Source organism: Halococcus salsus (assembly GCF_009900715.1).
Lineage (GTDB): Archaea > Halobacteriota > Halobacteria > Halobacteriales > Halococcaceae > Halococcus > Halococcus salsus.
Genome location: NZ_JAAAJC010000006.1, coordinates 96,624 through 113,160 on the forward strand (window position 1 = coordinate 96,624; position 16,537 = coordinate 113,160).

Below are 16,537 nucleotides of genomic sequence, written 5' to 3' on the forward strand. Positions count from 1 at the left end.
CGAGAACGGACTCCACGTGCGCTGCAGTAGCAAGCCTCCTGACTAATCGTCTCCGGCCCGAGATCGTCAACGAGGCAACAGCAATGTTCTACCACGACGACGAACTCCAGTACGAGGTCGAGGTCGAAGATCCGGACCCGCGGTTCGCGAAGATGCTCCAGCAGGCCATCGGCGGGGCCGAAGGGGAGATGCGGGTCGCGCTCCAGTACATGTTCCAGGCGTTCGCGGTGCCAGCCGAGAAGAATGAGTACCGTCAACTGCTGATGGGGACCGCGACCGAGGAGCTGGGCCACATCGAGATGCTCGCGACGGCGGTCGCGAAGAACCTCCAGGGGGCCTCCGAGGACCAGCGCGAGGCCGCACGCGAGGACGCCGTGATCGCCGAGATGATGGACAGCGGTCAGCCCCGCCAGGCGCTCTCGGCCGGCCTCCACGCGATGCCGGTCGACTCGAACGGCGCGCCCTTTACCGGCGGCTACGTCGTCGCGAGCGGCAACCTCGCGGCCGACATGTACGCGAACGTGATGGCCGAGTCGACGGGCCGATTGCTCGCCACCCGGCTCTACGAGATCACCGACGACCCCGGCATGGAGGACATGCTCTCGTACCTCATCGCCCGCGACACCATGCACCAGAACCAGTGGCACGCCGCGCTCGACACCATGGACGACCACCTGCCGGTGCCGAACAGCTTCCCGCAGGAGAAGGAGAACCAGGACTACAACTACGAGTTCATGTCGACTTACCGGGAGAGCAAGCCCGACCCCGAACAGCGCTGGACGCAGGGCGAGTCCATCGACGGCGAGGGCGAGTTCTCCTACGGCGACCAGCCCGGTGGCGGCGAACCCGACCTCGACGACGTCATCGAGGCCATGCACAACGAGATCAACTAACTACCCTCACAGTCACCGACGATCCACGGGGACCCAGCCGTAGTCTTCTTGTCCTCCTGTCCTGTTCGTCCGAGTAGATGGGGTCTCGGGCAACGCGGATCGCCGCCGTCGCTTTCTGCCTACTCCTCTGTATGGCCAGCGTGAGCGCCCCTATCGGCGCGTCCACGAGCCCGTCGCTGTCGTCGTCACCGGCCCCGGACGCCCAGGAGTCGGTAGCGGCCGATCGCGACGAACACGGCGATCGGGGGTTCCAGATCGGGGCGGGGAACCGCTCCGCCCAGCTGCAGGCGGAGTCCCCGAACACGCTCACGATCGTCGCCCAAACCGACGAGCGCGTCTACTACAACGCGACGACGAACGGCCAGTTCGAGCCGGGAAGCGCGGCCGACTTGGTGGGGGCCGAGCAACCCGATACGGTCTCGAACGCCACCGCGGCGGGCTCGACCGCTGAGGGTGGCGTCGACGACTTCAACTTCACCGGACAGCTCACCGACCTCCGGGTCCGCGGCGGGCCGGCTCGCGTCTACGTCAACGGGAACCGGATCAATCCCGCCGCGGTCCCGGACACCACCGTCTCGTCGCTCAACACGACCGCGATCCTCACCGTTCCCGCCAACGAACGCCAGGAGGAGACACACTCCCGGGCGGCGCTGGACGTCTCGGCGTCGCTCGCACTCGAAAACGACCGGCTCAGTGGACGGTACCAACGGCTGTTGCTGGACGAGCGGTTCAACGCCATCGAATCCCCGGCGCTCCGACAGACGACGGTCAGCGCGGCCGCGAGGGTGATCGAACGGGGCATCGAACGGCTCTCGACCCGCCAGCAGTCGTCGATAGCGGCCTACAACAACGGCTCGCTGACGGCTCACGAGTTCCTCCGCGACCTCGCCGTCATCGACGAACGGGCCGGACAGCTCTCGCTCGCGACGGACCGCGTGGTCGCCCGGTCCCAGTCGACGCCCGGGGCGACGGTCGACGGACAGAGCGTCAGTAGCTGGGCGCAGGACCGCGACCTCGAACTCGCGACGCTGCAGGGCCCGGTCCGGGAGCAGATCCAAGAGGCGCTCAACGGGAATCACACCGACCAGGGCACGCGCGCCACCCCGACCGGTGCGTCGAGGGCCGTCGACGAACGGGGCGGCCAACGCCAGTTCCCCACACCGCTCCCGGTGTACGTCGAGACGTCGAACCGTGGCGTGATGCTGGCGACGGTCGTCGACGGCGAGTACTACCGCGAACTCTCGCTCTCACGCCAGCGCAACGCGACCGGGGACCGGTTGTCCGACGTCGACGCGATCTTCAACCGCGTGGCGGAGCTGTACCCCTGGGCGTCGGCGCACTCGCGGACCACCGGGCTGACGGGGAGTCGCCAGAGCGAGCTCTCGGGGGTCACGATCGGGCACTCCCACGGCGAGCTCACGACGTTCCTCAACCTGAGCACGGGCCGCGTCGTCGCCGAACACCAGCGGAAGACGCTGGCGAGCGTGCCGACGGCCGACCCGGTGAACGCGACGAGGGGTGGGGTCCGACTCAGCGTCGAACGGACCCAGCCGACCGGCCCGCTCCACCTCTCGCTGGCGACACCCGACGGGGAACCGATCGACGGCACGGTACGCGTCGGTGGCGGGCCGGCCATCCGGACGGGGACCGACGGCGACCACTGGACCGTCGCCCCGGACGGTCGGGCGACCGTCGTGGCACGCGCGAACAACGAAACGGTCCGGGTACGGTTGCCGCCACAACCGTCGTAGTCCAACTCACACACACCGTTCTCGGCAGGGGTCGGAGGACCGATCGAAAAACGGAGTCGAATCGTCGGTCGTCAGTACTCGCCTTCGCCGGCCTCGTTGTCGTCGTATCGGCCGGTGGCGCGGTCGTAGACCGAATAGAGGTAGAGGGTGGTCGCCGCGAACACGCCGGTCCCGCCCCAGAACAGCGCCGGCGGGCCGCCGTGGCTCACGCCCGGTACGTAGGGGTATTCGAGGGACTTGTCCTCCATGATGGTGTCCGACTCCGGGACGATCCCGCTGCCGACCTCGTCGGGGATCTCCGTTCCCTCGGCGGGGCCGCCAGGGCTCCCGCAGACGATCCGGGCGACCATCCCGAGCGACTTGTGGGGAGTACAGTAGTAGTCGTAGGTGCCCTCGGTCTGGAAGGTGTAGGAGAACGAGCCCGAGCTGATCACCCCGCTGTCCCAGCTCTTCGCGCCCTCGGGGATGAGGGTGTTCGAGGCCTGTGGGTTGCCCTGGGAGTACGAGGCCGTGGAGTGCTGGCCGCTCTCGATCGTCCACTCCACGGTGTCGCCGGGTTCGACGTAGAGCCCCACCGGGTCGAAGTAGTAGTCCGAGCCCTCGGTGTACATCCCGACGGTGTGGGTCGTGCCGCCGCCCTGCTGGTGCTGTCGGAGCGTGGTCACGGCCCCGGCCTCACCCATCGTACCGACCGCCACCGCCGTCCCCGCGGCACCCGCCAGGAACGTCCGTCGCTGCATCAGCCGTCACCCTCCGGTCGCCGTCGGATCGCGTGCATACGAGGCCCTTGATCGCCGGTTGGTGTATGTGTTCCGAACTCGGAATCGGCCGACAGGGGAGCGATCACGATCGAAGATCGTGTGGGTTCGACTCGTTCGGTTCCTCGTCGGTGGCGAGCCGTCGCCGGAGGTCGGCCTCGTCGACGCGGAACTTGTACCGCGGCCGGTCGTCGACGAGGACGTACGGCACCCGCTCGCCGTAGGTCTCCTGGAGCTCCGGGTCGGTATCGACGTCGACCTCGTGCACCTCGACGGGGGTCGCGACCGCCTCGGCGACGCGGTCGATCGCCGCGAGCGCGTCCTCACAGAGATGGCAGTCCTCGCGCGAGTAGACGGTGATCGTCCTCGAATCGGTCACGGCTCGTGTAGGCGATCCGGCCTCAAAGCGACTCCGGTCGGGATCAGAAGGGTGTTGGTCGCGGGTGCCGTACTCGTGGGTAGACACCCAGCGCCGGGATCGGCGACTGGACCCGACACCGACCATGACGATCCGCTCGTACCTCGACCGATTCGTCCACCCCCGAGTCGCGGCGATCGCCACCGTCGGCGCACTGCTCTGGCTCGCGTCCTTCGCCGTCGCGGCCATCGGGCTCGGGATCCGGACGTCCTCTCCGCTCTGGAGCATCCGACTCTTCGCCGCCTCGGGCTATCTCGGCCTCTTCGGGATGGGAACCATCGCGGCGTGTGCGCTCTGGCTCGGTGGCGTTCGGGTCGTTCAGGTCACGCGTCGTTTCGCCGGCTGAGGTTTCGAACCCGCTACTCCTCGGCCGACTCCTCCTCGTCGACCTCGATGTAGACCGTCGCGAGACCGATCACGACACCGAGCACGCCGAGCACCGGGCCGAGCGAGCCCGCCGCACCTTCGAGGAACACCACGACCAACACCAGCGCGACGAGCTTCGAGAGCCGGTCGACCAGAAAGTAGGTTCGCGGGTCGAGCGAGACGGCCATCGCTCAGTCGTCGTCGGGCATCCGACCGGCGCTGTCCATCTTCGAGCGGCTACCCGAACGTTTCGAGTCCTTCCGACGGACCCGCCGGCGGAGCATCGCGTAGACGATTAGGCCGTAGACGACGGGCACGACCACCGAGAGGATCTGGAGCGGGAGCTTCAGCTCCGTGGCCGGGATCCCGATCGATTCGGCGACGATCTCGTTCATCCCGGCGATCGAGAGCATCAGGACGAACGCGATCGAGGCGATGCCGACGGCGGTCGGCAGCGGCCGGTCGAGCGGGTTCGCCGTGAAGTGTCGGGGTTCCTCGCTACGGTCGACGAACGGCCAGAGGAACATCGCCCCGACGACGAGCCCGGGGATGAGGACGCCGAAGACGAAGGTCCCGTAGCTCCCGAGCGCCGATATCGCGAGCTTCAACGCGCCGTAGGTCCACATGAAGAACCACGCCGGCGCGGGCTGGAGCGGCGTCTCGAACGGCGACGCCGGCCCGGCGATCGCGATCCGCTGGATCGGGAACAGCCCCGCGAGGAACGAGACGATCCCGACGGTGAACAGCCCGACGATTATCGTGACCGCGATCTGGTTCGGGGCGAACGGGATCCCGACGACCACCGACTCGTCGTCGTAGTCGGGGGCGTTCTCGGTGTCGGGCAGGTCCTTTCGCGTCCCCTGCTGTTCGGTGTGTTTCTGGCGAACCAGGATCCCGAGGTGGGCCGCGATGAGACCGGCGATCACCGCCGGCAGGAGGAAGACGTGATAGAAGAACATCCGCGGGATGATGGTCGAGGCGTTCGCCGGCCAGTTCCCCCCGAAGACCAGGTTCGTCACCCAAGTCCCGATGAACGGGATCGACTGGGTGAGCTGGAAGCCGATACCGGTCGCGGTCTGACTGAAGTTGTCGTAGGGGAGCGCGTAGCCGAGGAACCCCTCGATCATCGCGATCGCGAGCAGGCTCGTACCGATCACCCAGTTGATCTCGCGCGGGTTGCGGTAGGCACCGCTGAAGAAGATCCGCATCGCGTGGATGCCGATGGCCGCGACGAAGACGTAGGAGGCCCAGTGATGTAGCATCCGGACGTACATCCCGAGCCGGACGTCGTAGGTGATGTGGAGCACGCTGGAGAACGCCTGCGGGACGGTGGTCCCGGCGTAGTCCGAGACCTGCCCGACGTACTGGACGTTCTGTGCGGCCGGTACGTAGAGCAGCCCGAGCACGGTGCCGGTCACCGCGAGGATGACGAAGCAGAACAGCGAGACCTCACCGAGCAGGAAGGAGCCGTAGCGGTCCTCCGGGAACGCCTTGCCGAGGAGTTCGTCGTCGAGGTCGAGACGCGAATCGAACCACTGGTAGATGCGGCTGTGCGAGTAGCGCTCGTTCGTCTCGGCCTCCTGTGGGTCTGGATGCGCCATCGGTTAGGCGGTCCCGACCGGCCCTTCGAAGTTGCCGGTCGCGACGAGGACGTCCCCCTGCTGTGAGACCGCGATCGGGAGCTGTGGGATCGGTCTCGACGCGGGCCCGGCGACCACCTGCGCACCCTTCGTCGCGTCGTACTCGCTGCCGTGACACGGACACTGCGGGTAGCCGTTGAGGTGGTTCTCGACCAGACAGCCCGCGTGGGTACAGACCATCGAGTAGGCGACGTAGCCCTGGGCCGTGCCGTCGATGTTGGTTGGCTCCTCGAAGTCGCTCTGGTTGTACCGGAGCAACAGCGTCGTCGCTTCCTTCTCCTTCACCGGGTTGCCGTTCTCCTGGGGGAGCGCGAGGATGTGCTCCTCGGGGGCGCTCCCCTTCTGGAGCGAGTTGAGGTTGATCGGGTCGCCGTTCTGCTTGACGAGCTGGGTACCCTGTGTGTAGATCTCCGAACTCGCCCCCGAGGCGTTGCCCGCACCGGCCAGCCCCTGGAGGGCCGGCAGGGCGAACGTCGCGACGGAGACCGTCCCCGCGATCCCGCCGAGCCACTTGGCGACGTCGCGCCGTCGCGCGTCGGGTGGTTCGTACCACATTCCGTCGGCGTCCTCACGCTCGACGAGCCGTCCTTCGGTCGCTTCGTCCGCGGATGTGTCGGTTGTGTTGTCGTCCGTCATTGGTTATCGGAATCCGAACGTTTCGTGAGCTTTCCCTCGTGGCCCCGGTCCTCGGCGACGTGGATCCGCGGCATGAACGACGCGGTGTAGATCGTGGCGAAGACCCCGAGCGAGATGAACGCCATCCCGGCGTAGACACCGAGATACTGGGTCCGGGCCCACGTGAACGCCTCCACCCCGAACAGGAGCGAAAACGACGTCGCCGTCCACGACATGACCACGATCCCGATCATGCCGGGCGTGGCGTAGTCCGCCGGCCAGTACTCCGCGAGCCGGCGCGAGCCGGAGAGGAGGTACGGCGGGAGCGACGGGGCTTCGCGAGCCTGCCCGCCGTCCGGCGCGACCGTCCCGTCGCGGTGTTCGGCCCGTGACCGTCGCAGGTGGCTGATGACTCTGATGTATCTGAGCGTGTAGTAGAGCATTCCCATCAGCGCGAAGAGGGCGACGAACGTCACCACGCCGGCGACGAACTCGTTGACCTCGACGGGCATCGGGAGGAACGTCTCGGTCGGGTTGATGACGCCGCGGTCCTCGGAGAGGACGACGGCGGACTCGGACTCGTGGGACGCCAACGCGAAGAACCACATCGGGACGAGCAACACCCCGATCAACAGCCCGATGACACCGGTTTCTTTTTCGATCTTCATGATTCGGTTCGGTACGAAACGGTCAGGGGCGGAGCATCACAAACCCATCGTCTCCGGCCCGAACCGTGGGCGTTCTGCGAACTGGTCACGATGTGCCGGGCTACACCCCGGCGTTACTTCGGCATTGCGATCAGGTTCAACCGCGTATCCCTCTTCAGACGACCGGAGACGGGTGAAATCGACAGTCTATCCTCGTCGTTCGTCCAAGATCAGCCGCGTCTTCGTGCTCACGACGTCGTCGAGTTCGCGCGCCTGCGTGATCAGTTCGTTGACCGCCCCGGTGTCCGCCGCGTCGACGATGAGCACCACGTCCTCCTCGCCCGAGACCTGCCAGACGAAATCCACCTCGGGCCACTCGGCCATCCGCGCCGAGACCGCCGAGGTGTCGACGTCGACCGCGACGCCCACCTCGACCATCGCCTTGATGTTCCCCGTCCTGGTCGTGACGGTGAACCGCTCGATGGTCCCCTCGTCGATCAGGCGCTCGACGCGGTTCCGTACCGTCCCCTCCGACGTGCCGACGCGTTCGGCGATCTCGGTGTAGGGCGTCCGCGAGTCGCGCCGGAGCACGTCGAGGATCGCCCGGTCGAGGTCGTCCATCCCCCACCTTCCCCCGGACCGTACTTCACGATTTCGAATATCGTAACTTCGCTTCGAACACAACCATTATTAGGGCCGCGTCTATACGGATATCGTAATGACCGACGCCTACGTGGCAATCGAGGGCGGGCACGTCCTGACCGGGCGGGCACGCGCGCCGGGCACCGCGCGCGGCGAACTGGTGTTCACCACCGCGTACACAGGGTCTGAAGAAAGCCTCACGGACCCCTCCTACGCCGAGCAGGTCCTGACCTTCTCGTATCCCCTGATCGGGAACTACGGCGTCCGGGACGAGCGATTCGAGTCCACCCATGTCCAGCCCACGGCGGTCGTCGCACGCGAGCTCACCGACGACGTCGCCGAGTGGCTCACGGACGAAGGGGTCCCCGCGGTCGACCACCTCGACACCCGCGACGTGGTGACCGAAGTCAGGGAAGAAGGTGCGATGAAATGTGGTATCGCCGCGGGGCCCGACGCGACGCCGGACGACGCGCGCGCGGAGCTCGACCAGTGTAAGGCGATGAGCGACCACGTCGACATCGGGGCCGCGGTCAGCGTGACCGAGCCCGTCCACCACGCCGGTGACGGGAAGTACGACGTCGCGCTGGTCGACTGCGGCGCGAAGGGTTCGATCGTCTCCTCGTTGGTCGAGCGCGGTGCCGACGTCACCGTCTTCCCCTACGACACGACGGCGGCGACGGTGGCCGAGGCCGACCCCGACATCCTGTTCGTCTCGAACGGCCCCGGCGACCCCGAGAACTTCGGCGCGGCCCAAGAACTGGTACAGGAGTTCGCCGGCGAGGTCCCCATCGCGGGGATCTGTCTCGGTCAGCAGGTCGTCGCGAGCGCGCTCGGCGGGAAGACCGAGAAGATGACCTTCGGCCACCGCGGGGTCAACCAGCCGGTCCGGGACCTCGAAACCGGCCAGGTCGTGATGACCACCCAGAACCACGGCTACACGGTCGCCGAACCCGGCGACGACCTCGACGTCACCCAGGTCAACGTCAACGACGACACCCCCGAAGGGCTCGAAAGCGACGACCTCGACGTGCTGACCCGGCAGTACCACCCCGAAGCCAACCCCGGTCCGCACGATTCGCTCGGGTTCTTCGACGACGTGCTCGGGATGGCCGAGGCGCGCGTCGCGCCGACCGCGGACTGAGGAACTAATCGACCTTTCTGACTTCCGTTCCAGCGAGGAGGTCCCCGAGCCGCTGGCGTCGCTTCGTCAGCCCCATCGTCACGAACCCGACGAGGTAGAGGACCACGAAATCCACGGGTCGAACGAGGTTCCGCACGAGACAGGCTCGGCGGGAGGCCTCGAACCCCTCCTCGTCGGTGACGACGAGCCTCGTGAGTCGTTTCCCGAGCGTGCGCCCGAAAGCGGCTTCGAGCCCGAGGTGGTAACCGAACGCTATCAGCGCGAACCCGACCAGTACGAACCCCGTCTCGCTTCGAAGGCCCGGAACGAGGTCGAGCCCGCGAGCCAGCGCCCACGTCAGCACCGTGACCGCCGTGAGGTCGACGAGGCTCGCGGCCGCTCGTCGCCCGGTCGAACCCGGCTGGATCGGGTGGTCCCTCGATACCCGCTCCCGATCCTCGTTCGGCTCGAACTCCGGATCGTCGTCGATCGTGCCGGTGCGGAGCCACCTCGGGGTGTAGGTCCGTGACACGCGGAGGCCGCGCCCGGTCGCACGCTCGCCGAGTCCCGAAACGTGCGCGAGCCCGGTGACGAGGACCATGGTATCGTACCCCTCCTCGTCGGCGATCGTCGTCATCCGATCCAGCATGTGCTCGTTGCGAACGTCGATCGTCCGGAGCGCGAACTGGCCGACGGCCGTGTAGGCGACGAGCGCGAACCACCCGACGACGAGATCCGTCGAGAGTACTAACCAGCCGAAGAGGGCGACCAACCCGAGTCTGGCGCTCCCGCGGAGGATCTTCCCCGGGTCGAGCGACACCACGACCGCACCGGCGAGCGGGAGCGCGACGAGCAAGAGGAGCCCGGCCGTCGCCTCGATATCGAACCACGCCGTGGCGAAGATCCCGGCGACGGCGACGAGCGTCCCCACAACCGCTGCGAGGCCGCGGTCACGGCGAAACACCAGCCGAAAGCCCACGCCGACCGCGAGCAGTACTCCGACCGTGACCGCGGTCCGAATCGGAGCGATGACGAGGAATGCGATCAGGACGAGCCAACTGAGTGCGATCGCCAGCGGGCCCGACTCCGTCATCACCGAGACTAGGGACCGATCGACCGAATGAACCGGCGTCTCCGGTGACAGCCGTTCGGTAGCGACGTGTTCGGTCGAATCGAACCGGCGGTTGAACAGGAGGTAGTACGGCGACTGCATCAAATTCAGCACGATACCACCCAGAAGCACGAGCGGAACGCGTATCGCTGCTCTGGCGGCCGTTCGACCTGTGATAGTGTCCGCGGGCCACTCGACGAAGACGGCGTCGGCATCCGCCTCCCGCACGTAGTCCGTGAGTTCGTCCTCGACCTTCGAGAGCCGGTCGAAGTGGATGGTCCCGAACAGGTCGAGGCGGCGACGCATTGACCGTTCGTTCATCGGACGGCGATAAATGCCTGCTGTCTTCGTGTGACGAGAACTCCCGAATCAGACCTCGCGGAGGTCGTCGGTCGCTTCCCACCGGATCGCGGCGGCCGCGGCCTCGTCGGCCCGTCGGAGGACGACGGCTTCGAGCGTGGCGGGTTCGACAGCCGTCCGCGAGGTGTGTGAGAGCACCATGTGCGTGACCTCGACCGGGAGGCCCGCCGCGGCCGTCACGTAGACCCCGTAGTAGGGATGCCCGAGCAGTTCTTCGATCCGCGTGCTCTCCATCCCGTCGAACTCGTAAAGTTTGCTGACGTCGTGGACCAGCGCGCCCGCGAGCAGGCGGTCGAGATCGAGGTCGGCGTCGCGGTGTTCGATCAACATCTCGCCGAGCGCCAGCGCGCCAGCGACGACGTCCCGAACGTGCGCGACGAAGGTTTCGTCGGGGAGGTCGAGTTTCCGCTGAGCCGGCGGATACCACGGCAGGGATTCGAGCGAGTCGATGCCGTTCTCGGCCATCGCCGTGGCCCACGCCTCGCGCACACTCGCCCGGAGGTCGTCGTCCTCGATCCGCTCGATGCTCGGAAACGCGTCCGCGAGTTGGTCCGCAGTCATACCGAGAGAAGAAGGACGGCCGTGTTGTAGCCGTCGGGTCCGTCGCTACGCGCCCCAGGTCGCTTCGGTCGTCGGCCGGTCGCCGACCGCCTCGACCGCCGAATCCTCGTCGCGTGATTCGAGTGCCGACAGCGCGGCCCGTGCGCTCGCCGTCGTCGAGAAGTAGGTGACCTCCTCCTCGACGCAGACTTCGAGCGCGTCGCGGTTCCGCGAGACCATGAGATCGACCTCGCCGTCCATGATCGCCGTTTCGAGGTCGTCGAACTCGCGGAGCTCGAAGTGCTCGGCGAACCCGTCGTGAAGCGCGCGCCCGGCCTCGCTCTCGGGGTCGGGGAACTCGGGGTCCGAGAGGTCGACGACGGCCGTCCCACCCGTCGGGACGGGTTTGTTGGTCGCCGATTGGGCCTTCCCGTAGGCCTTGCCGAAACTGTCGGCGGTGCCCATCACCTCGCCCGTGCTCTTCATCTCCGGGCCCAGTCTGGGATCGCTGCCCGGCAGGCGGTCGAACGGCAGCACGACCTCCTTGACGCTGGTCTGTTCGGGGACCTGCTCGGTCGCCGCCAGCTCGGCGAGCGAGGTGCCCGCCATCACCTGCGCGGCGAGTTTCGCGATCGGGACCCCGGTCGCCTTCGAGACGAACGGCACCGTGCGCGAAGAACGGGGGTTCGCCTCCAGGACGTAGACCTCTCCATCTTTGACCGCCAACTGAACGTTGAGCAGGCCCACCGTACCGAGCGCCTCGGCGATGTCCTCGACGACCTCGCGAACCCGGCCGAGAACCTCGCTATCGAGCGATTCCGGTGGTATCATGCAGGCCGAGTCGCCGGAGTGAACCCCCGCGCTCTCGACGTGCTCCATGATCCCGCCGATCAGGACTTCCTCGCCGTCGGCGACGGCGTCGACGTCGAGTTCGACCGCACCTTCGAGGAACTGGTCGACCAGGATCGGCTGGTCGGGGCTCACACGCACTGCCTCCTCGACGTAGCTCTTCAGGTCCGCGTCGTCGTAGACGACGTCCATCGCGCGGCCGCCGAGAACGTAGCTCGGGCGAACGAGGACGGGGTAGCCGATCTCGTGAGCGAGGTCGAGGGCTTCGGCCTCGCTCTCGGCCGCCCCGCCCGCGGGCTGAGCGATCCCGAGGTCGTCCATCAGGCGGTTGAACCTGTCCCGGTTCTCCGCGAGGTCCATCGCCTCGACGGTCGTCCCCAGAACCTCACAGTCGAGGCCACGGCGGTCGAGTTCGGCCTCCAGCCCGCGGCCGATGTCGACGGAGGTCTGGCCGCCGAACTGGACCATCACGCCGTCGGCCCCGGTGGTCTCGATCACGTCGGCGACCTCCTCGGGGGTGATCGGTTCGAAGAAGAGGCCATCGGAGGTGTCGTAGTCCGTCGAGACGGTCTCGGGGTTGTTGTTGACGACGTGGGCTTCGATCCCCATCTCGCGGAGCGCGCGCACCGCGTGCACGGTACAGTAGTCGAACTCGACGCCCTGACCGATTCTGATAGGGCCACCGCCGACGATCACGACGCTCTCGACGTCGCGGTTCACCTGGACCTCGTCGTGGTCGATACCCGAGAGGCGCTCGCGGGCGGAGTAGTAGTACGGCGTTGAGGCTTCGAACTCGCCGGCACAGGTGTCGACCTGTTTGAAGTCACGGGGCGACGCGTCGGCTTCGACCGCGTCGATCGGGGCCTCGTCGGCCGTCGTTCCGCCGGCCCCGTCGGCCCGCGTCACCACGCCGTCGTCGCCAGCGGCGAGCGCCGCGACCTCCTGGTTCGTGAAGCCCACGTCGGCCGCGGGCTCGAAGTCACCCTCCGCGGCCGCGCTCGCGGCTTCAGCGATCCGGGCGTAGCGCTCGACGTACCACGGTTTGATCCCCGTGAACTCGGAGACCTCGTCGACCGAGTAACCCCGCCCGAACGCCTCGAACATCGCGTACGGGCGGTCGGGAGTGGGCCGTTCGAGGTACTGGGTTTCGAGCGCCGCGTCGTCGAGGGCGGCCCAGTCGACGTCCGGTTCGTACTCGGTCGAGCGGAGCGCCTTCAAGAGGGACTCCTCGAAGGTCCGTCCGATCGACATCGCCTCCCCGGTGCTCTTCATCGCCGTCCCGAGTTCGAAGTCGACATCGGCGAACTTCTGGTTCGGCCACCGCGGGATCTTGGTGACGACGTAGTCGATCGCGGGCTCGAAGGCGGCGGTCGTCTCACCAGTAATTTCGTTCTCGATCTCGTGGAGGCGCTTGCCGAGCGCGACCTTCGCGGTCACGCGCGCGATCGGGTACCCGGTGGCCTTCGAGGCCAGTGCCGACGAGCGCGAGACGCGGGGGTTGACCTCGACGACGCGATACTCGCCGCCGGGCGAGCCGTCGTCGCGCCAGGCGAACTGGATGTTACAGCCACCCTGGATACCGAGCTCACGGATCACGTCGAGCGCGGCGGTCCGCATGTCCTGGTGGCCGTCGTCGGGGATCACCTGCGAGGGGGTGACGACCATCGACTCGCCGGTGTGGATCCCCATCGGGTCGAGGTTCTCCATGTTACAGATGATGATACACGAGTCGTCGGCGTCGCGCATCACCTCGTACTCCAGTTCGACCCAACCCGCGATCGACTCGGTGATCAGGACTTCTCCATTTCTGGAGAGCCGCAGCCCCTTCCGGACGCTCTCCTTCAGCTCGTCCATCTCGGCGACGACGCCCGACCCGCTCCCCCCGAGAGTGTAGGTCGTCCGCATGATCACCGGGAGCCCGCCGACCGCCTCGACGGCGTCCTCGATCTCCTCGACCGACTCGATGGTCACCGACTTCGCGACGGGCTGACCGACCTCCTCCATCCGGTGGCGGAACAGTTCCCGGTCCTCGGTGGCGTAGATGGTGTCGAGCGGCGTGCCCATGATCTCGACATCGAACTCCTCGAGCACACCCTCCTCCGCGAGTTCGGCGGTGACGTTCAATCCTGTTTGCCCGCCGAGCCCCGCGATCACGCCGTCCGGACGCTCCTTCTCGATGATCTCCGCGATGGCCTCGGTGGTGATGGGCTCGATGTAGACCGCGTCGGCCATCTCGGGGTCGGTCATGATGGTCGCGGGGTTCGAGTTGACGAGGACGACGCGCGCGCCCTCCTCGGCGAGCGCGCGGCACGCCTGCGCCCCCGAGTAGTCGAACTCCGCGGCCTGCCCGATCTGGATCGGGCCGCTGCCGATGAGCAGGATGGTCCGGTCTGCGTGTGTCATTACCCACGCCAGTTCGCACATCGTAATAAGCCCGGCGAATCGGTACGAGATGCGTAGCCGAGCTTCGATTTTCGAAATCAGGTGCGCGAGGGCGGAGCACTGGCCGTGCGTCCCGCTCTCCGGTGTGCGAGAAGCGTGGTCGGGAAATCGAACGAGTCGGAGAAACGGTCGGAACCCGGCTCACGAACCGGCGACGGTGTCGAACGGTGAGTCGAGATCAGTTGGCTTCGTCGCGGATCAGATACCGGTAGGGCCGGTCGTGTAGCACTTCGACGTCACCGGTCTCGGACCGACGCCCCAGCACGGTCGCGACCTGGTGGGGGCTGTCGAGCTCCTCGCCGTTGGCTTGGAGGAGGTCGTGTATCTCGCGGGCGGTGAGGGGTTCGGTGACGCCGGTCTCCGAGAGCACGGTTCGGATCCGCTCGAACTCGCTCCGCCGGAGTTGCATACGTGTCCCATGGTGCGGAGGCACATAACACCACGTCAGACAGTCGTATGACGGTCGTTGCGACGAATCGCTCGATGGTGGCGCTCCGGGGGTGACAGCCGGTGTCAGACGGGTGTGTCGGTTCCGCGCTCGAAGTCGCGCTCGCGGCGATAGGCGTCGACGAACGCCTCGACGTCGAACTCCTGAAGCTGGGATTCGAACTCGTGTCGGGCCGCGTCGTTCTCGGCGTGGCTCACGGCGTGGTCCATCAGCTCGACGACGAGTTCGACCACCACCTCGTGGAGGCGGCGGGAGTCGAACTCGGCGACCCAGACCCATGCGTAGCCCACGTCGGTGTCCTCCGAGACGTCCTCGCCGACGACCTCCTCGGGGAACTCCTCCAGCACGACGCCCATGAGGTGACGGGTATCGAACGTGCCGCCGTCGGTGGGTTCGATCGCGGTTTCGAGCACCGAGACGAGGGACTCGGGGACGAACCGGCTCAGCGGGTGGACGTCCATCACGACGGCGTGGCGCGCGCCACACGAACACTCGAACTCCCGGAGGCCCATGTCGAGGGCCGAGACCGCGACCGACTCCCCACACGGGAGGTCGATCCCGGTCTCGCGGCTGCCCGGGACGCGCGGCTTGGTCATGTGGGCGATTGGGGCGCGCCGGGGTTAAACGCCGGGGTCATCGGTCGATCCACGGTCGACCGGGGTCGAGGTCACGCGGTTCGGTTCGGAGCTGTGTGTAGGCGTGGGTGACGGTCGCGGTGCCGAAGACCGCCGCCGGGCCGCCGAAGCACACCCACGCGACCCACGCCACGGCCGGTCCGAAGAGCACGCCGAAGAGGGCGCGAACCACCACGAGGGGGACGATGGTGAGCGCGACGACCGCGACGCCGAGCCCGAGGAGCCGGAGGCGGTGGCCGCTGGCGACCCGCCAGCTCTCGTTCAGCGCGTCGACGAAGTTCCGGTTCTCGACCGCGATCTCCTGGCGCAGGAAGAAGAACGACGTCGCGAGGAACAGCGCCGCGACCGCCCCGCCGACGACGACCGCGAGGATCCCGAGCACCCCGCCGAGCCCGACCAGAAACCAGACCGCGAGCCCGCCGACGATCCCGTTGAGCGTCGGGAGGACGAGCGGGCGCAGCCGGTCGCGGGTGAGACTCGTCGGGTCGGCGGCGAAGGTCCGAACCGCCACGAGCCGGAACACCTCCCGGAGAACGCCCGCGAGGACGACGAGCCCGCTCGCGACCGAGGCGGACACGCCGAGCGCGAGCGGTGTCGTGGCGTCGAGCGCGTCCACGACCGTCCGGACCTCGCTTGGCGTGAACCCCGTCTCGGCGGTGGGTCGGGTACGAAGGGTTTCGAGGGCCGGCTCGGCGGCGTCGCGGAGCAGGGTCTGGCCCCCGACCACGCCGACGACCCCGACGGCCGCGAACGCGAGGGCGAGCACCAGCCCGTCGCGCGAGGCGGTTCGCCTCGCTCCGGCGCGGATCGCGGCCCGGACCCCTACCGACATGGTTTCGGCTTCCGGCTCGGGCTATTAAAACGTTCCATCGTGCGACGCCGGCGGGTCAGGGCCAGTCGTCGCGTGTCTCGGGTTCCGGTTCCGGCTCGTCGTCGCCCTCGTCGAGCGTCCAGCCCGCGGCGTCGGCGGCGTCGGTGACCGCGAGGTACTCCCAGTCGACCTCGCCGGCGAGGTCGGCGTCGGCCTCGCCCGTACCGACGAAGACGTGGCGGTCGGTGTCGAACTGGTTCTTGACGTTCTCGAGGCTCTCGCGCCGACCGCGCGGCCCCGAGAAGAAGTCCTGGCGGATCCGGTTCTTGCGGGTGAAGTTCGTGACGACGTAGGTGGGTTCGTCCGAGACCACCCCGATGTACTCGGTCCATCGCCGCGCGTCGGAGAACACCTCGGTGGGGTTCGCGAGCGCTTCGAGCGCGCCGAGATCGAACGCCAGCGTCATGTCGCCGCTGCCGCCTTCCATGGGC

Annotated in this window: 18 protein-coding genes; 4 read left to right on the forward strand and 14 right to left on the reverse strand. The window is 67.6% G+C overall.

Annotated elements, in window-relative coordinates; translation table 11 throughout:
- The first annotated feature begins 83 nt into the window (after positions 1 to 83).
- Together GT355_RS14050 and GT355_RS14055 are read left to right on the forward strand one after the other, a co-directional pair.
- Positions 84 to 893: a manganese catalase family protein gene (locus GT355_RS14050; protein ID WP_160135206.1), complete on the forward strand. Its 810-nt coding sequence runs from the start codon at positions 84 to 86 to the stop codon at positions 891 to 893.
- A 140-nt stretch (positions 894 to 1,033) separates the two neighbouring features.
- Positions 1,034 to 2,644, forward strand: coding sequence for a DUF7096 domain-containing protein (locus GT355_RS14055; protein WP_240145824.1), 1,611 nt, complete (start codon positions 1,034 to 1,036; stop codon positions 2,642 to 2,644).
- A gap of 71 nt (positions 2,645 to 2,715) precedes the next feature.
- Here GT355_RS14055 and GT355_RS14060 read toward each other — a convergent pair whose 3' ends face one another.
- Both GT355_RS14060 and GT355_RS14065 read right to left on the reverse strand, forming a co-directional pair.
- A complete protein-coding gene (locus GT355_RS14060) occupies positions 2,716 to 3,384 on the reverse strand; it encodes a plastocyanin/azurin family copper-binding protein (RefSeq protein ID WP_160135207.1) in 669 nt (222 codons plus the stop codon).
- A gap of 103 nt (positions 3,385 to 3,487) precedes the next feature.
- The gene (locus GT355_RS14065) at positions 3,488 to 3,781 is read right to left on the reverse strand and encodes a glutaredoxin family protein (protein WP_240145825.1); all 294 of its coding nucleotides are present in this window, start codon (positions 3,779 to 3,781) and stop codon (positions 3,488 to 3,490) included.
- Positions 3,782 to 3,905: 124 nt separating this feature from the next.
- Between GT355_RS14065 and GT355_RS14070 the strand changes: the two genes are divergently transcribed.
- Positions 3,906 to 4,166, forward strand: a complete 261-nt coding sequence (locus tag GT355_RS14070) for a hypothetical protein (RefSeq protein ID WP_160135209.1) — start codon at positions 3,906 to 3,908, stop codon at positions 4,164 to 4,166.
- A gap of 13 nt (positions 4,167 to 4,179) precedes the next feature.
- Here the strand turns inward: GT355_RS14070 and GT355_RS14075 are convergent, their stop codons facing one another.
- The 5 genes from GT355_RS14075 to GT355_RS14095 all read right to left on the reverse strand — a co-directional run bounded on the left by GT355_RS14075 (position 4,180) and on the right by GT355_RS14095 (position 7,709).
- The gene (locus GT355_RS14075) at positions 4,180 to 4,374 is read right to left on the reverse strand and encodes a DUF8120 family protein (RefSeq protein WP_160135210.1); all 195 of its coding nucleotides are present in this window, start codon (positions 4,372 to 4,374) and stop codon (positions 4,180 to 4,182) included.
- Positions 4,375 to 4,377: 3 nt separating this feature from the next.
- The gene (locus GT355_RS14080) at positions 4,378 to 5,787 is read right to left on the reverse strand and encodes a cytochrome b (protein ID WP_160135211.1); all 1,410 of its coding nucleotides are present in this window, start codon (positions 5,785 to 5,787) and stop codon (positions 4,378 to 4,380) included.
- A 3-nt stretch (positions 5,788 to 5,790) separates the two neighbouring features.
- Complete coding sequence (locus tag GT355_RS14085) at positions 5,791 to 6,462, reverse strand: Rieske (2Fe-2S) protein (RefSeq protein ID WP_120068119.1); 672 nt, start codon at positions 6,460 to 6,462, stop codon at positions 5,791 to 5,793.
- Positions 6,459 to 7,109 carry a hypothetical protein gene (locus GT355_RS14090; protein WP_120068122.1) on the reverse strand — a complete coding sequence of 217 codons (651 nt, stop codon included), beginning with the start codon at positions 7,107 to 7,109 and terminating at the stop codon, positions 6,459 to 6,461. Before GT355_RS14090 ends, GT355_RS14085 begins: the two co-directional genes overlap by 4 nt.
- Before the next feature lie 186 nt (positions 7,110 to 7,295).
- Positions 7,296 to 7,709, reverse strand: a complete 414-nt coding sequence (locus GT355_RS14095; protein WP_120068125.1) for an Lrp/AsnC family transcriptional regulator — start codon at positions 7,707 to 7,709, stop codon at positions 7,296 to 7,298.
- 97 nt (positions 7,710 to 7,806) lie between these two features.
- On the opposite strand from GT355_RS14095, the gene carA reads away from it, so the two are divergent.
- Complete coding sequence (gene carA, locus GT355_RS14100; protein ID WP_160135212.1) at positions 7,807 to 8,871, forward strand: glutamine-hydrolyzing carbamoyl-phosphate synthase small subunit; 1,065 nt, start codon at positions 7,807 to 7,809, stop codon at positions 8,869 to 8,871.
- 4 nt (positions 8,872 to 8,875) lie between these two features.
- Here the strand turns inward: carA and GT355_RS14105 are convergent, their stop codons facing one another.
- From GT355_RS14105 to GT355_RS14135, 7 genes are all read right to left on the reverse strand, one after another.
- Positions 8,876 to 10,267 (reverse strand): RDD family protein, encoded by a 1,392-nt coding sequence (locus tag GT355_RS14105; protein WP_160135213.1) that lies wholly within the window; start codon positions 10,265 to 10,267, stop codon positions 8,876 to 8,878.
- A 63-nt stretch (positions 10,268 to 10,330) separates the two neighbouring features.
- Entirely contained in the window at positions 10,331 to 10,882 is a 552-nt protein-coding gene (locus GT355_RS14110; RefSeq protein ID WP_160135214.1) for an HD domain-containing protein, read from the reverse strand.
- Between the two features lie 45 nt (positions 10,883 to 10,927).
- On the reverse strand, positions 10,928 to 14,113 hold the full coding sequence (carB, locus tag GT355_RS14115) for a carbamoyl-phosphate synthase large subunit (protein WP_160135215.1): 3,186 nt from the start codon (positions 14,111 to 14,113) through the stop codon (positions 10,928 to 10,930).
- A 217-nt stretch (positions 14,114 to 14,330) separates the two neighbouring features.
- Complete coding sequence (locus GT355_RS14120; RefSeq protein ID WP_120068137.1) at positions 14,331 to 14,561, reverse strand: hypothetical protein; 231 nt, start codon at positions 14,559 to 14,561, stop codon at positions 14,331 to 14,333.
- Positions 14,562 to 14,665: 104 nt separating this feature from the next.
- Entirely contained in the window at positions 14,666 to 15,196 is a 531-nt protein-coding gene (locus tag GT355_RS14125) for a DUF5815 family protein (RefSeq protein WP_120068140.1), read from the reverse strand.
- A gap of 37 nt (positions 15,197 to 15,233) precedes the next feature.
- Entirely contained in the window at positions 15,234 to 16,067 is an 834-nt protein-coding gene (locus GT355_RS14130) for a DUF7847 domain-containing protein (protein ID WP_160135216.1), read from the reverse strand.
- Positions 16,068 to 16,122: 55 nt separating this feature from the next.
- Positions 16,123 to 16,533, reverse strand: coding sequence for a DUF7124 domain-containing protein (locus GT355_RS14135; protein ID WP_160135217.1), 411 nt, complete (start codon positions 16,531 to 16,533; stop codon positions 16,123 to 16,125).
- Positions 16,534 to 16,537 lie beyond the last annotated feature (4 nt).

Coding starts and splice junctions, on each gene's coding strand:
- GT355_RS14135 (WP_160135217.1), bottom strand. CDS start 16,533: ATGGAAGGCGGCAGCGGCGACATGACGCTGGCGTTCGATCTCGGCGCG.
- GT355_RS14130 (WP_160135216.1), bottom strand. CDS start 16,067: ATGTCGGTAGGGGTCCGGGCCGCGATCCGCGCCGGAGCGAGGCGAACC.
- GT355_RS14070 (WP_160135209.1), top strand. CDS start 3,906: ATGACGATCCGCTCGTACCTCGACCGATTCGTCCACCCCCGAGTCGCG.
- GT355_RS14085 (WP_120068119.1), bottom strand. CDS start 6,462: ATGACGGACGACAACACAACCGACACATCCGCGGACGAAGCGACCGAA.
- GT355_RS14060 (WP_160135207.1), bottom strand. CDS start 3,384: ATGCAGCGACGGACGTTCCTGGCGGGTGCCGCGGGGACGGCGGTGGCG.
- GT355_RS14095 (WP_120068125.1), bottom strand. CDS start 7,709: ATGGACGACCTCGACCGGGCGATCCTCGACGTGCTCCGGCGCGACTCG.
- GT355_RS14080 (WP_160135211.1), bottom strand. CDS start 5,787: ATGGCGCATCCAGACCCACAGGAGGCCGAGACGAACGAGCGCTACTCG.
- GT355_RS14090 (WP_120068122.1), bottom strand. CDS start 7,109: ATGAAGATCGAAAAAGAAACCGGTGTCATCGGGCTGTTGATCGGGGTG.
- carB (WP_160135215.1), bottom strand. CDS start 14,113: ATGACACACGCAGACCGGACCATCCTGCTCATCGGCAGCGGCCCGATC.
- GT355_RS14125 (WP_120068140.1), bottom strand. CDS start 15,196: ATGACCAAGCCGCGCGTCCCGGGCAGCCGCGAGACCGGGATCGACCTC.
- GT355_RS14105 (WP_160135213.1), bottom strand. CDS start 10,267: ATGCGTCGCCGCCTCGACCTGTTCGGGACCATCCACTTCGACCGGCTC.
- GT355_RS14120 (WP_120068137.1), bottom strand. CDS start 14,561: ATGCAACTCCGGCGGAGCGAGTTCGAGCGGATCCGAACCGTGCTCTCG.
- GT355_RS14110 (WP_160135214.1), bottom strand. CDS start 10,882: ATGACTGCGGACCAACTCGCGGACGCGTTTCCGAGCATCGAGCGGATC.
- GT355_RS14075 (WP_160135210.1), bottom strand. CDS start 4,374: ATGGCCGTCTCGCTCGACCCGCGAACCTACTTTCTGGTCGACCGGCTC.
- GT355_RS14050 (WP_160135206.1), top strand. CDS start 84: ATGTTCTACCACGACGACGAACTCCAGTACGAGGTCGAGGTCGAAGAT.
- carA (WP_160135212.1), top strand. CDS start 7,807: ATGACCGACGCCTACGTGGCAATCGAGGGCGGGCACGTCCTGACCGGG.